At 45.5% G+C, this 14,809-nt stretch carries 12 protein-coding genes; 4 read left to right on the top strand and 8 right to left on the bottom strand.

What is annotated here, in order from left to right:
* Nucleotides 1-39 precede the first annotated feature (39 nt).
* A complete protein-coding gene (locus AC6H04_RS07085; protein ID WP_497571038.1) occupies nt 40-963 on the top strand; it encodes a polyprenyl synthetase family protein in 924 nt (307 codons plus the stop codon).
* A 202-nt stretch (nt 964-1,165) separates the two neighbouring features.
* On the opposite strand, the gene cydC is transcribed toward AC6H04_RS07085, so the two are convergent.
* From cydC to AC6H04_RS07065, 4 genes are all read right to left on the bottom strand, one after another.
* Entirely contained in the window at nt 1,166-2,905 is a 1,740-nt protein-coding gene (gene cydC / locus AC6H04_RS07080; RefSeq protein WP_497571037.1) for a thiol reductant ABC exporter subunit CydC, read from the bottom strand.
* Nucleotides 2,892-4,628, bottom strand: coding sequence for a thiol reductant ABC exporter subunit CydD (gene cydD / locus AC6H04_RS07075; RefSeq protein WP_497571036.1), 1,737 nt, complete (start codon nt 4,626-4,628; stop codon nt 2,892-2,894). The genes cydC and cydD overlap by 14 nt, the downstream gene beginning before the upstream one ends.
* A gap of 161 nt (nt 4,629-4,789) precedes the next feature.
* Entirely contained in the window at nt 4,790-5,797 is a 1,008-nt protein-coding gene (gene cydB / locus AC6H04_RS07070) for a cytochrome d ubiquinol oxidase subunit II (RefSeq protein ID WP_497571035.1), read from the bottom strand.
* Nucleotides 5,790-7,250, bottom strand: a complete 1,461-nt coding sequence (locus AC6H04_RS07065; RefSeq protein WP_497571034.1) for a cytochrome ubiquinol oxidase subunit I — start codon at nt 7,248-7,250, stop codon at nt 5,790-5,792. Before AC6H04_RS07065 ends, cydB begins: the two co-directional genes overlap by 8 nt.
* A 274-nt stretch (nt 7,251-7,524) precedes the next feature.
* Here AC6H04_RS07065 and AC6H04_RS07060 point away from each other — a divergent pair, with 274 nt between their 5' ends.
* Together AC6H04_RS07060 and AC6H04_RS07055 are read left to right on the top strand one after the other, a co-directional pair.
* Complete coding sequence (locus AC6H04_RS07060; RefSeq protein WP_497571033.1) at nt 7,525-7,743, top strand: DUF2187 domain-containing protein; 219 nt, start codon at nt 7,525-7,527, stop codon at nt 7,741-7,743.
* A gap of 169 nt (nt 7,744-7,912) precedes the next feature.
* Complete coding sequence (locus AC6H04_RS07055; protein ID WP_497571032.1) at nt 7,913-9,079, top strand: GGDEF domain-containing protein; 1,167 nt, start codon at nt 7,913-7,915, stop codon at nt 9,077-9,079.
* Nucleotides 9,080-9,167: 88 nt separating this feature from the next.
* Here AC6H04_RS07055 and AC6H04_RS07050 read toward each other — a convergent pair whose 3' ends face one another.
* From AC6H04_RS07050 to AC6H04_RS07040, 3 genes are all read right to left on the bottom strand, one after another.
* Entirely contained in the window at nt 9,168-10,220 is a 1,053-nt protein-coding gene (locus AC6H04_RS07050) for a D-alanine--D-alanine ligase family protein (RefSeq protein WP_497571031.1), read from the bottom strand.
* A gap of 91 nt (nt 10,221-10,311) precedes the next feature.
* Complete coding sequence (locus AC6H04_RS07045) at nt 10,312-10,845, bottom strand: ECF transporter S component (RefSeq protein ID WP_497571039.1); 534 nt, start codon at nt 10,843-10,845, stop codon at nt 10,312-10,314.
* Nucleotides 10,846-11,101: 256 nt separating this feature from the next.
* Nucleotides 11,102-12,208, bottom strand: coding sequence for a glycerol dehydrogenase (locus tag AC6H04_RS07040; protein ID WP_497571030.1), 1,107 nt, complete (start codon nt 12,206-12,208; stop codon nt 11,102-11,104).
* A 184-nt stretch (nt 12,209-12,392) separates the two neighbouring features.
* Here AC6H04_RS07040 and AC6H04_RS07035 point away from each other — a divergent pair, with 184 nt between their 5' ends.
* Nucleotides 12,393-13,145 (top strand): NUDIX domain-containing protein, encoded by a 753-nt coding sequence (locus AC6H04_RS07035; protein WP_497571029.1) that lies wholly within the window; start codon nt 12,393-12,395, stop codon nt 13,143-13,145.
* Nucleotides 13,146-13,303: 158 nt separating this feature from the next.
* On the opposite strand, the gene AC6H04_RS07030 is transcribed toward AC6H04_RS07035, so the two are convergent.
* Nucleotides 13,304-14,809: LPXTG cell wall anchor domain-containing protein (locus AC6H04_RS07030; protein ID WP_497571028.1), on the bottom strand; the 1,506-nt coding region annotated here is incomplete at its 5' end.

Here is a 14,809-nt window from a genome sequence, read left to right as displayed (position 1 = left end):
GATCTATAACTTTTTATAAGTTATCAGTAGCAGGATTCGATGAACTTATCATTTTGGGCAACAACCCCACAGGTTCAAGAGCAACTCAAACAGTTACAACGTTACCTGCTTAAAACCATTGACCTGCCAGACCAACCCATACATAGTAAAATACTAAAACTTCTTCAGTCGGGTGGCAAGTTCCTGCGACCGGGCATTTTTTACCTGTTTGCCGAACTGGGTCCCAACCATGATCAAAACCAGTTATTAGCTGGTGCCAGTGCTCAGGAACTCTTACATCTGGCACTTAAATTCCACGACCAAATTTCCGATGACAAGCTGAAAATTCCGAATTCCGGTCACAATCAGCAGCGCAATGCCATTTACGCCGGAGATTATTTGTTTACCCGTTACTTTGAAGAAATTTTGAAGACGGCGCCTTCCTCATCCGAATTTTCTGATCATTTAAGGGCCATGCAACGCATTCTAACTGGCCATTTAGACCAGCTTCAGCACCGTTTTGATTTCACCGAAACTGTAGCCGACTATTTTACAGAAATTAATCAGCGCACTGGTGAAGCTTTTCAATTCAGCGCTGAACTGGGTGCTAAAATTGCGGGTGCAACCCCTGAACTTGTTACGCTTAGTGCTGAATTGGGAACAACGATTGGCAGTGCATATCAAGTTAGCCAGGACATTCAACTCGCTTTTAATGATCAACAGGCCTTGCTGGCTAACCTGCAAAATGGTCAGTACCCGCTACCGGTTATTTTGAGTATGAACCAGCCAGAGATTCAGCGATTGCTTGAAAAGCGTCAAGAGTTAACGCTAAAAGACGTTCAGTTGGTTCAAAGCCAACTCGACCAATCTGCAGTCGAAGTCCAGTACCAGCGTCTAACTGCCCATATTGATGACCTGCTAACTCAACTGCCTACAGGAAAGGCGCAAACGGATTTGCGGCGGTTTGTTGGGCGGCTGCTTTAAACGTGTTCAGGAGAGCAGAGAGTTGCATGTAAAGAACCCCAGCACAAATCCCAAACTCATGGAGTTTTCCTTTTACTTTGCCGAAATGCGTTCACACAAGCAGAGAGTTGCAAATAAGGCGCAGACCACAAAAATCCAAACCCGGGATTTCTGCGGTCTGCGCCTTATTCTCCACTCTCTAATCGCTTGCGTTCACACTCTTTTACTTCCCCTCATCCAACTCATACAATTTCCTAAACCGTGGTTCATCCTGATACAGCGCCCGTGGTGTCCCCTGCATATCAAAGCCGCCATCTTCCAGAAAACGTACCTGATCCACGTGGTCAATACCAGCCAAATGGTGCGTTACCCAAATAATGGTCTTATCGTGCAGGACTTTAAACACCGTATCCAATAACTCCCGTTCAGTGATGGGATCCAGACTGACCGTGGGTTCATCCAGCACAATGATCGGCGCGTCCTGCAAGAGAATCCGCGCCAACGACAGCCGTTGCCGTTCACCACCAGAGAACCGCGAGCCAGATTCCTGAACTTCTGTATCGTACCCATCCGGCAGAGACTCAATCAACGGCTTAAGTTCCACGGCTTCAACTGCGGCTTTAACCTGTTCATCGGTTGCGTCCAGATTACCCAGCCGAATATTATTCATGACTGACGTATCGAACAAGTATGGTTGCTGATCCAGCACCCCAAAAAGCTGCGCCCGCTGGTCCTGCAGCTCACTGACCGGTGTCCCGTTAATGGTGACGGTACCCCTTGTGGGTGTCTGATCACCTAACAATAGTTTCAACAACGTACTCTTCCCCGTTCCACTGGGTCCTAGGAGTGCGATTTTTTCGCCCCGTTTGATCTTCAACGACACGTCTTTGAGAATTTGCTTATGGTCACCCGGATAACTAAAGGTCACATGATCAACCTTGATTTCGTCAACTGGTTCAGTCAACTTCGTCTGAGCAACCCGTTGAGGCTGATCGTTGGACAGCTGATTGACCCGTTCAATGGATTGCTGATAAACCGGCCATTCACTGGCACCCTGGCTGACTTCCAGAAACGGTTCCACAATCGGAAACAGTGTCAGTGCGAAGGCGGCGATCCAATTAGCCATTCCCTTGCTGGCTGTGAAAAAGGTTCCCGACCAGATCAATAACGTCAGTACCGCCAGCATGAAGAAGAACTGGACACCAAAGCCACGCCACCACTGGAAGAAATGATCCTTGCGCCGCAGTGCGGCAATCTGCTTGATGGGCTTATTCTGCAATGTCATAAAATCCTGGTAACGGCCAGAGATTACCCAATCAGTTAAGCCCAGTACTTCATCCGTTAAACTGGTATAAAAGTTGGACTGAATCTGTTTTTGCTTAAATTCACGGGCACCGTTGACTGCTACGGAAAGCAGTGGCATCACTAACACGATCACGCCAAGCAACAGTGCCATCAGTAAGGCTACCGGCCAGCTAAACACGCCCACACCAATAATGATGATCAAATATAATAGCCAGCCAATGACGATGGGAAAAACCGTCCGCAGATACAAATTTTCAATGTGGTCAATGTCATCTGCTAGGATACTTAAAATATCCCCAGTTTGGTGGGTCTGCTTGATGGCGGAAGCCTTCACTTCCACAGCTTGATATAACTTCTTACGGAAATCAGAAACGATCCGCAGTACCCAATTATGAGAAGTCAGCCGTTCCGAATAACGGAAAACCGGTCGAGCAACCCCAAACGCCCGTGCCAAAACTACCGGCACATAGATATAAATAATGGAGTCTGGCCGCCGTGCCGCTTCACTGATCAAATAACCAGAGTTAAACATTAACGCAGCAGCAGAAAGAAAGGTCATCATGCCAAGGAACAGCACCATTATCAGCAGCCACTTATACTTACGCAGGTAAGGCATGACCCAGGTATCATGAGCAAATGTCTGTTTAATCGAGTGCATGTAATCCCCCCATTTCAGCACGCAATTTCGTGTATGGCCCATCATGTTTCGCTAATTCGGCAGGTGTCCCCTGTTCCACTAACTGACCATGATCCATGACCAACACATAATCCATCTGGTTGATCCAGTGCAACCGGTGGGTAGCGAAGAAGACTAGCCGGTTATCCAATAAAGGCAGCATATCTTCCTTCAAAGCAGCTTCAGTTTCGATGTCCAAGTGAGCAGTGGGTTCATCAAACAGCAAAATTTTTCGGCTGTCATCCAGAAAAGCCCGGGCTAACGCGATTCGTTGTGCCTGTCCGCCACTGACACCACGAGAACCTTCACCAATCATGGTGTCTAACCCAGCCGGCATTTCAGCAATCCAGTCTGATAGTCCCGCTTTGTCACAAGCTTCCTGAATGGTCGCATCATCAGCATTCGGCTGATAAAAACGAACGTTATCACGAAGCGTTGCGTGGAACAGGTACGGTGCTTGTGGAATGTAAATGCTGTTATGTTGCCAGACTTCCTGACTTAAATGTGCCAGTTTCTGCCCATTCAAGCTCACATGACCTGGTTCATCCGGCGTCAGAAAGCCACCGATGAGGTTAATCAATGTGGATTTACCAGAACCAGAGGCACCGATAATCCCCACTTTTTTAAAACCGTGAACTTCAAAAGAAAGGTGATTCAGTGTTGGCTGATCTGCGTCTTCATAAGTCAGCGAAACCTCGTCAAATTTAATCGCAGAATCATCCTGCCAAGTTAACTGTTTCAGTTCGTCGCGGTGCTTGGTTTCAGGTGTTTCCAAAACGTCTAAAACAGCTTTCAGCGCGTTTTTACCATTCAATGTCGCATGATAGTCGTTGGCAAAGTTGCGAACCGGCAAAAAGTAATCTGGTGCTAGCGTTAAAATGGTCAGCGCCGGTAATAGCATAATTTTACCGTCCATTAAATCAAAGCCTAAAAACACCGCCACCACGGCAACTGACAGTGTGGTGAAAAAGTCCAGCGCGAAGGTGGACGTCATGGCGATTCGCAGCGTTGCCATGGTCTCCTTGCGGTAATCTTCACTCACCGAATACACGTTATTGGCATACCGTTTGGACAGTCCCAACTGTTTCAGTGTGCCGAGTCCTCTTAGGGTATCCACAAAATTATTCGACAACCGCTGATACCCCGCGTACTGCCGGTCCGCTTTACTCTGAGCCGCCAAGCCGAGAATGATCATGAACAAAATAATAACCGGATAAATGACCAGCAAAAAGGCGGCTTCTTTCCACTGCAAAAAAGCAATGTAGAGCAAAATAACCCACGGGGTAATCCCCATGTCCATTATTTTAATGATGATCAGCATCAAATAAGTCTGCACCTTGTCGATTCCTTCAAGGGCCATGGTGACTGTATTACCCGTGCCGTTTTTCTCAACCAAACTTGGTCCCAGACGAAATAATTTTGTCATCAGTTGTTCACGCATCTCCCCTGTGGTCTTCTCCACAAAGGGATAAAACGTCCGGTTCTGCGCCACCGTAATCAGATGACGGCATAAGAAGCCCAGTACAAAAACAGCGGTCGGAACTGCGATGGTTACTAGCGGCTTCAGCTCCCATAACTGAACTACAGCAATCGATAACGCCCGTGCCTGAACCACGACCATGACGGCTTGAATCAGCGTCAAAATCGCGATCATGATAATCCGGGGTGTAATTCCCGGAATTTTAAATAAACGCTTATCTATCAAGTTACTCCCCTCCAATACTATACAAAGTATAGTGTATCATTAAACCGCTTTCATGTACTATGATTTGTGCGTGAGTTAATTGTACAAATGCCACTTTTAACTAAAAAATTCCCGAGCTCTAAATTCGAACTCGGGAATTTTTTTAAACACCTATTTAAACGCTAAGCAGCTTTTGGACTCTTAAGCCGTTTGTAAAAGACCCAGTAACTCCAAATGAAGTAAACCAGAACGATCGGCAGAATCGAGAAAGCAACAATCGTCATAATATGCAGTGTATACGGTGAACTAGAAGCATCCTTAATCAAAATAGAATGGGCACTGTTCGTGGCAATCATGACCCGTGGGAATAACCCGTTAAAAATCAAGACCACGATGCTGATCAGCGATAGTCCGCTAGCAATAAAAGCGGTCCAATTATGAGCTTTCAAAACACCCCACCATGCGATTAAAGTCAGCAGTACGAGCACAATCAAGATTGACCAAGTGGTTGCCGGCTTCTTTGCGAAGAAATCAGTTGAGATGTATAGCAGCACAACGAACAGCACTTCACCCACAATCAAAACGGGGTATAAAACCTTGTTCCAGGCTTGAGCGCGGTCACGTAATGTGCCTAATGTCTTGAGCTGTAAGAAGTTCAGGCCGTGAATCAAGCACATCAGCGTCACGGCCACACCACCGACCAGTGAGAACCAGTTGACATAGGTGGTGAAGCTGCCAAAGATATTGCCTTTAGCATCCATCGGTACCCCTTCGATCATGCTGGTGAACATCATGCCGAATAAGAAAGCGGCACAGAAACTACCGATAGTAGCAGCCCATTCCCAGAAATTCCGCCAAGTTGCAGTCTTCATGTTGGCGCGGAATTCAAAGGATACACCACGGAAAATCAAAGCCACCAAAATCAAGAATAACACCAGGTAATACCCTGAGAATAGTGATGCATACCACATTGGGAATGACGCAAACATGGCACCGCCGGCCGTAATCAGCCAGACTTCATTGCCATCCCAGTGAGGGCCAATCGTTTGAATAATGGTATCGCGTTCAGCAGTGTTGCGACCAAAGAATCGGACTGCCATCCCAATTCCGAAATCAAAACCTTCGAGGAAGAAGAAACCGCTAAACAGCACACCAATCAGTAAAAACCAGAGAATTTGCGCACTAGTCATGGTTAAACGCCTCCGTTCCATAAGGATCTTCGACTTTACCTTCAGTATCCTCCGATGAGTAACCGTTCATCTGAACAGCATCCGGTCCTGCTTTGAGCGCCCGGTGTGAGAGAATGATCATGACCAGTCCTAATCCCGCAAAGAGTAAGAAGTAAACGATATTTGTAAACAGCAGCGAACCCACGGTAGACGTCGGTGAAACGGCGTCAGCGATGGTCAGCAAGCCATATACGACCCATGGATAACGACCAAATTCAGTGATGAACCAGCCAGCCGTGTTAACCAGGAACGGCAGCCAGACCATCAGTCCCATAATGTACAGGAACCAGCGCTGTTTCATGATGGTCTGCGATTTCTTACGATTGAAGAACAGACCAACGATGGCAACCAAGGCAAATAATCCGCCAGCAACTGCCATTAAACGGAAACTCCAAAACAGTGTCTTCGTCGGTACGTAGTAGTTCATATCCTTGCCAAACTTCTTGTCATAGGTGGCATGAAGTTCCTTATTAACGGTATTTTGACCCTTAATTGTTCCTGATAATTTGTGATAACTTAAAATGTTCAAAACGTAAGGGACATCCAACGAGGACGTGGTTTTATGCTGTTTCGTGTTGAAACTGCTATAAATCGCCCACTCACCCTTATTGGTAGAGTCTTTATACAACCCTTCCATTGCAGCAAACTTCATCGGCTGTTCCTTAATCAGATACCGCGTCTGAAAGTCCCCTGAAGCAACGGAACCTAAACTTGCAATCAAACCAATAACCAGTGCCACGTTCAATGACTTCCGGTAGAAGGATTCATGATCCTTCTTCAACAGACGCCATGCTGAGCACCCCGCCACAACAAATGAAGCGGTGATCCCAGCCCCCATGAGAACGTGAGGCAACTCCAACCATAACTGCGGGTTCTTCACCACGGCACTGAAACTGGTCATGACGACCCGGCCAGTGGATTTGTTGATGGCAAAGCCCACAGGATTTTGCATGAAACTGTTAGCTGCTAAGATCCACACCGCTGAAAGCGATGATCCAATCGCCACTAACCAAATAAACAGTGCGTGAATCCCCGGTTTGAAGCGTTCCCACGTGAACATCCACAACCCAATAAAAGTTGACTCCATGAAGAAAGCAGCCAACGCTTCAATGGCTAATGGCGCACCGAAGATGTCACCCATAAACCGTGAGTATTCCGACCAGTTCATCCCAAATTGAAATTCTTGGATGATCCCGGTCACCACACCAACCGCGAAACTATATAGGAACATCTTGCCCCAGAACTGGGCCATCTTCTTATACGTTTCGTCTTTCCTGACCACGTACATGGTTTCCATGACGGCGACAACGAATGCTAAACCAATTGAAAATGGTACGAAGAAAAAGTGAAACACAGTCGTCATGGCAAACTGAAACCGTGATAGACCTAAAACGGTTAAACCAGCATTTAACATGATACCCCCCCTAACAAAAGTGTCTAGACTCGTTACGAAATGCACATAAACGAACAGCCTAGTGAATTATCACCAAAACACCCCGTAATAATTCAAATATAATAGTCCTATGTTACACAACTAATTATATCGAGTGATAACCGAATCTTCAACTGTAAGCCCTTACAAATATCAATTAAATTTCAAATTTTACCATAAAAAGTACTCATTTCATTGACAAATCATCAATTTTCGAGTAACTTATATGAATGTTTAATTTTGGGAGATGAGTTCTATGAAAATTGGCGATCAAGTAGGTTTCAAGCTGGAAGGCCAAGACTTTACCGGGTTCATCGATAAAGCATACCAAAATTCCTTTATGGTTACGTTTAAAAGTAACGATACAGAAATTTTGGATAAGTACCACGATCGCGTTGTGATCAATAAGAAAAAGTTGACATTAATCAAAGCAGCACCCGAAACGGATCCAGAATCCGATAACGATGAAGTTTAATACGGATTTATAAAAGCACCTGACACCACCAATATTGGCGATGTCAGGTGCTTTTATGTTACTCATTACTGATTGTTCTCAGGACTATTAAGGATGTCTGCCATAATATTTTAAAACTGATTGTCATTCTGTTATTATTATGATAATTGATTTATCCGTATCGGGGGCGTTGACTATTAAGACATCCGTTATTTGGGCATCGTTTACTCTGTCTTTGATTACTAACATTATCGTTTTAAGTGGTGCAATTTCTTTTTTGCTCTGGTTGGAGCAATTATCTAATAGCTGGATCAACCGCTTTCGACCACTGGTGGAAACAATTCTTAGCATTGTTTTCTATACCTATCTTTGGGGCGAATCTTGGCTCAACTCTTCGGTGGCACCAGCTGCTTTCGGAATGCATTGGGCTTTTTTAAACATGCTCATTATCTGTTCTTTTCTGCTTAACATTTACCTGAAGTTGCCGATTGCTACTGCTTCTCAGGTGATACTAATGCTCGCCTACGTTTGGTACTATTCAAAGGAAATCAGTTTTTTTACCGTAATCTGTTGCTTCGCCTTTATCGCTGTAATCTTTGCGAGTTATCACTGGGGAGCAAGATTACTTAAGCACCCGCTAATGATGTACCTAGGCATGGATGCCATGGCCCTTGTTTCCTTTGCATTGATTATGAGTGTCTTCGCTGTACCAACCGATCCTTATTTTTGGCTGAGACAACTTATCGCACTGGAAATTCTCAGTGTCCTTGGGATCGAATATACCCTAGCTTCAAACCGGCTCTTAGAACAAAACCATCAAACAGCTGAACTAGCGAAATTGGATGGTCTGACTCAATTGTATAACTTCAGTAAATTCGATGAAGATCTCACAAGAAATTATAAAAGCTTTCAAACTAATCAGGAACCTTATGCCGTGTTTGAATTTGACCTGGATCATTTTAAACAAATCAATGACAGCTATGGTCATTTAGCAGGCAACACCGTTCTTAAAGCTGTGGCAGAGGAATTAGCTAATTTTGCTGCTAGTACACCCTACGAATCAGCCGCCTACCGCATCGGTGGCGAGGAATTTTGTCTGATCACTCGCACGGACTGTTCAAATCAGGAATTTGCTGCTGGACTGGCCAACCAGATTCGACAGCGGATTAGTCAGTTGGCCTTCAAATTTGGAAATGCTGTTGTCAGTATTACCGTCTCCGTTGGTCAGGCAAATAGCAACGCCGAACTGTATAATGTCCATGATATTTATAAACTGGCTGACCGCAGCCTATACTTGTCTAAGCAGCGAGGTCGCGACCGGGTAACGTTGGAAGGCTGCACTGTGAGTGGCAGGTAATCTCCAGGTTTCTGTTCACTCCATATCAAAAAATAAGGGTGATTTCGACAAGAATCGAAATCACCCTTATTTTTTAGTGATCATTTAATTAGTCATTTAAACCTAAAGCCTTAACTTGTCCCTGCACGATTTGATCACACAGATCATCATAACGAATTCCGTCAGCTTCAGCTTCTTGTGGCATCAGTGAAAGTGGCGTCATTCCTGGTAGCGAGTTAGCTTCAATCACGTACAAGCCATTGTCGTTCCAGAAAAAGTCAATTCGGCCATAGTTACTCAAGCCTAGCGCCTTGAAGGTCTTCAACGCAATTTGTTTCATCTCGTCATGCACATCGTCTGGAATATCAGGCGGTGTGACAAATTTAGTGGTATTCCCCGTCACAAATTTGTGTTCGAAATCGTACCAGCCGTCAGTGACAATGATTTCAATGGCAGACAATGCCTTACCGTTGACCACTGCCATGGAGAATTCACGACCATCAATGTATTCCTCTACCAGAATCTCATCGTCAAATTCGAAGGCTTCTTTTAAGTCTGCCTTGAATTCTTCATCGTTCTTGGCGATATACATCCCAACACTGGAACCACCATTAGCTGGCTTAATCACTACTGGGAAGCCAAATGGTAACACAACAGTACCGGAATCCTCTTTACGGATATTCACGAACTTGGCGGTTTGGATATGGTTATACAACATAATTTCCTTAGAAACACTCTTATCCATAGTGATCCCGGAAGCTAACGCACCACTACCGGTGTACGGAATATTATTTAAATCAAGAACAGCTTGAACCTTACCGTTTTCGCCATCGCCACCATGCAGACCGATCCAAACGATGTCTGCCATGGCTAAAATGTCTAACACATGAGGTCCGAATAACTGAGTAGAGCCATCCGGCCGCAAAGCGTTGATGACGTCATCGGTCATGATCTCATCCGAAATATTGAGATCAATGTCCTGTTCCTCACTCATAAACAAGTTTGCCATTGACTGCTTGTCAGCATCTGGCAAGCCTAGAAATAAATCGACCAAAGCAACCTCATAGCCCTTGCGCCGTAGTGCATTCGCTACTTTAGCACTAGAAGATAGGGACACGTTGCGTTCCGTTGAGCGACCACCCGCTAATACCACGATCTTCATAATTTTTTTCCTCCGCTTCTTTCTTAGAATCTTCAGTATAGCAGAAAAGAATTAGCGGAGCTAGATTTTGGCAAACGGTCTCATTGAATTTTTATTTTACGAATCGAAGCAAAGGTTTACTAATCAACGGCACTAAGACTCCCGACATGATTGCTTCAGGGATGCCATTAGTCGCCATGATACCCAGTAACCACGGCATGAAGGCCTGAACGTTCAATTTATCAAGGGGTAACCAGCCCATATAGTACATCCCGGCCATAAAGCCCAGCACCAGCACCGTATTGACCAATGACCCAATAATACCGGTCAATGAGAGCTGCCACACTTTAGCCTCGTGGACGTTACGTACCATCTTCAGCAGTACCCAGCCACTGATCAGCCCCACCAGCAGTCGTGGGAGAACGGAGACTAACGGATTAACTAATACGTAGATTGCTAAGGGACTAGTTGGCCAAACAAAGGCACGGATCCAGTTAATCAGCCCCCAAGTGAAGCCGACCCAAGCACCATCCTTAGGACCGAGTAAAACGGCGGCGATGACCACCGTCACTTGAATAATAACAATACTGAACGGTCCCACGGGGATATACCCTAAAAACGGGACCATACTCTGAATAAAAACAATTGCGATAAATAACGATAGGATTGAAATGCGGTAAGCGCGACTTTGCGTGTTAATGTTGTTCCCCTCCTCACATGGCTCATCTAATTTGCCTATTTAGAACGGCTATCATTTTACCGCGATTAGTGGCATTTAACAATCAATAAGTGACAGCCATTCAACGACTGAGCATCACAGTCCTATCGGCCATAAAAATACCATGATTTTCACCGCTTTTGACGGCTGAAAACCATGGTATTTAACGGTTATTTTAATATATTTAAGCTAAACCCTGAATTGCCCGACTATACGCATTTGCGCCCTTCATCGCGGCCACCACGTCCTCTGGGGTAACTTCAAATGGCATTTCAGACATGGTATCTGCTGGTGCAGTTGCAACTTGCCCAACTTGCAACAGTTCGTCATCCGAAACGTCAGCGATTCCTAAGTCAGCAAAAGTGGTTGGTAACCCTAAGGCTAAATCAAATTCTAGATAAGTATTGATGTCGTCGGTATCGCGTCCTTCAAGGAAGAGCTGCGTCAACGTTCCGAAGGCTACTTTTTCACCGTGGGTCTTCTCGTGAAGCGCTTCGTTAGACAACGATGTCAACCCATTATGAATAGCGTGAGCAGCCGCTAAACCGCCACTTTCAAAACCAACACCACTCATTAAGGTATTGGCTTCAATAATCTTGTCTAGTGCAGGAGTGACAGCGTGAGCTTCCGCTGCGTCCAGCGCCTGAGTCCCATAATCAAAGAGTGTTTCTTCACACTTCTCAGCAATGGCATTACCTACCAGGGTCTGTTTAGCGTTCAGCATGGTCTGACCGTTAGCTTTGGCCACCGCTTGTGCTTCAACGTTGGTTGCTAAAGCGTCCGCAATCCCGGAAGCTAATAGGCGCGCCGGTGCATTGGCAACTAGCTGAGTATCAACCAGTACTAGGTCAGGGTTCTTGCTGTAGAAACGGTACTTCTCAAAACTACCGTCTGGCGTGTAAATCACCGACAACCTTGAACATGGCGCATCCGTAGAAGCTAGTGTTGGCAAAATGGCCACTGGCAACTTGAGATTATCAGCAATGGCTTTAGCTGAATCCAATGTCTTGCCACCACCAAGGCCAATAATCAAGTCAGCACCGAAGTCCTTGCCGATTTCCGTGATCCGGTTGATTTCTTTTTCGGATGCTTCACCCTTAAAAGTCACCTTGTGAACATCAAACTTTTGCTGATTCAAATAATCGATAAAGGCTTTACCCACAATTTTGTAAACGGTGGCGTCTGCCATTACGACGGGCTTGGAACCTAGCTTGTGCAATGCCTCAGCACTGTCGAATAAAGCGCCGCTACCCTGAACATACGTTGATGGACTACCAAAGATCTTTGTCATCAGTGATTACCTCCAATATTTTATTGACACCACCATTATAAACCATATAGGGCTTTGATGTATGCGTTTTCACAGTTCCTTGTAAAAATCGATTTAAATAAAGGTAAATACTTTATTTTTAAACTTTTTAAAGTAGAATAAAGGTAGTAGTTAAAAAAGTAACAATATCTTGGAGGAAAGACATATGGCAAAACAATTTACAATCAATATCACAAACATAATCTGGAGTTTTGACCGTGAAAATCACCAAGTTAATTTGTTACTCGTCAAGCGAACTGATCAACCCTTCGAACAATACTGGGCGCTGCCTGAAACCGTGATGCGAACGGATGAAAGTGCCGATGAAGCCGCACTGCGCTTAGTCCGTGAAAAGATCGGCTTAGAATTAGCTGGCTTTCATACTGAACAACTAGCCACTTTCACTCACCCAGAACGAACGCCGGGCCAACGAACCCTTTCGTTAGCCTACATGACTTTCTTACCAGAAATGCCTCATTTGGTCCCAAGTTACGGCGCCAGTGACGCTCGCTGGTTTAGCATGGGATCGGACGGCGATCAAAATACTTTTACCAACGGTCAATATCAATTTTCGACCACACCAATTACGGTTCAGACTGATTATTATGCTGCGTTGTCAGAGCGTGAAGCTGATCCACAGACGTTCCTGGCCTTCGATCATGATTGGATCCTCAAAATTGCTTGTGACCGCATCACGAACAAATTGGATTATCAGCCTAACATTCTGTTGATTTTGGGCTCCATGTTCACCCTTAAACAAGCACGTCGGGTGTTTGCTATTTTTAAGCATATCAAGTTGGAAGATATCGATAACTCCAACTTCAAAAAGAACCATCGGCATATCTTTGAGATGGTGGGAACAGCGTCTCAGAATCGTCCTGGTCGTCCCGCAAAGGTTTTTCGCCTTCGCTATCTTTAATACCATAATTGAGTTTAACCGGTGCACGTGTTGTACCGGTTTTTCATTTTCAACCGTCATTAATTTCAACCCAAAAAACGGCTTACCAACATCCCCTTCAGGATATTGATAAGTCGTTTTTGTGTGACTTAGTTCACGTTTTTAAAACTCAATGACGATTACTCATCATCACGTTTCTTACGCTTGAAGCCAAGTGCAGCCAATAATCCAAGTAGGCTCAGGCCAAGGGTTGCACCCGCAGCACTCTCATCTTCGTTTGTCTGTGGCAATTTACCTTGCGCATCTGTCTGCTGAGTCTGGTCAGAAATATGACTATCCGTACCAGCTACAGCAGTTTGATGACCGCTCACAGCTTGACCTTGCGCAGCAGTAGTATTCATGCCGGTATTGCCAGTTGAACCTGTCGAAGAACCACCAGTCGTTGTTTGACCGTGAGTTGATTCAGTTCCAGTTCCTTTGTCGACGCCTGTTGTGGTGTTGTCGCCACCATTGGTTGGTGTTTCTGGCGTCGTCGTGCCCGTTCCAGTACCAGCGCCAGTATCAGTGGCAATTGAATTGTCACCGCTGTTGTTATTTGGCGTAACCACAACGTTCACTGCACCACCATGATCAACAGTTTCAACAATGGTGTTGCTAGTTGTTTGATGGGTCAATTGGATACCATTCGTTGGCTCATTGTTAACCAACGTTGTGCCACCAATCGTCGTTGTCCCACCTGGCGCAACCGTCTGACTAGGCAAGCTTGGTTTGCCATTTGGCGTTTCGGTAAAGATCGCATTACCCGTCTTATCAATGACAACCACGGTTTGATCACCATCCGGCCAAGTCTTATCAACTTGAGTAATCGCCCCACTGCCGTCAACAGTCGTCTTCGTTTGACCACCATCTTTATCAATAGTAGTCGTCGTAACATAATAGTCATCGGCTGTGGTTGAAACGCCACCGGTTACCAGCGTCTTAAAGTAAGTTCGCGTCCCATCTGGGGTTGTCACTGTTTCACCAGTTGTCCCAGTGGTTGGGTTGCCGTTATTATCAGTTTCAGTCGTATCGTGGCCAAAGGTAATGCTATCTGGTTCATTGTTCGTAACAGTTGTCTTGCCAGCTTCGCCAGTTTGACCTGGTTGAACTGTGACAGGTGTCAAGCTTGGTTTGCCATTTGGCGTTTCAGTGACTGTGACGACATTAGTATCAGTATCGATATCAACCACCGTCTTGTCACCATCTGGCCAATCCTTCTCAATCTGGGTGATGGCGCCAGAACCGTCTGTCTTCGTGATCGTCTTACCGCCGTTTGGATCATCGGTGGTGGTGTTGGTGTAGTAATTATCCTGGGTCGTGGATACGCCACCCGTTACCTGGAAGTAAGTCCGCGTCCCATCTGGAGTCGTCACTGTTTCACCAGTCTTACCAGTAGTTGGGTTTCCGTTGTCATCGGTACCTGTCGTATCATGCCCAAAGGTAATGCTGCCCGGTTCATTATTCGTAACTGATGTCTTACCAGTCTTGCCAGTTTGACCTGGTTGAACTGTGACTGGAGTCAAACTTGGTTGACCCTTTGGTGTCTCAGTAACCGTAACCACCTTGGTATCTGTATCGATATCAACTACCGTCTTATCACCATCTGGCCAATCCTTCTCAATCTGGGTAATGGCGCCAGAACCGTC

The sequence above is a fragment of the Secundilactobacillus sp. MJ173 genome (genome assembly GCF_059704265.1).
Note: the sequence above shows the minus strand (reverse complement) of the source record. Positions and strands in the feature narration are given on the sequence as shown.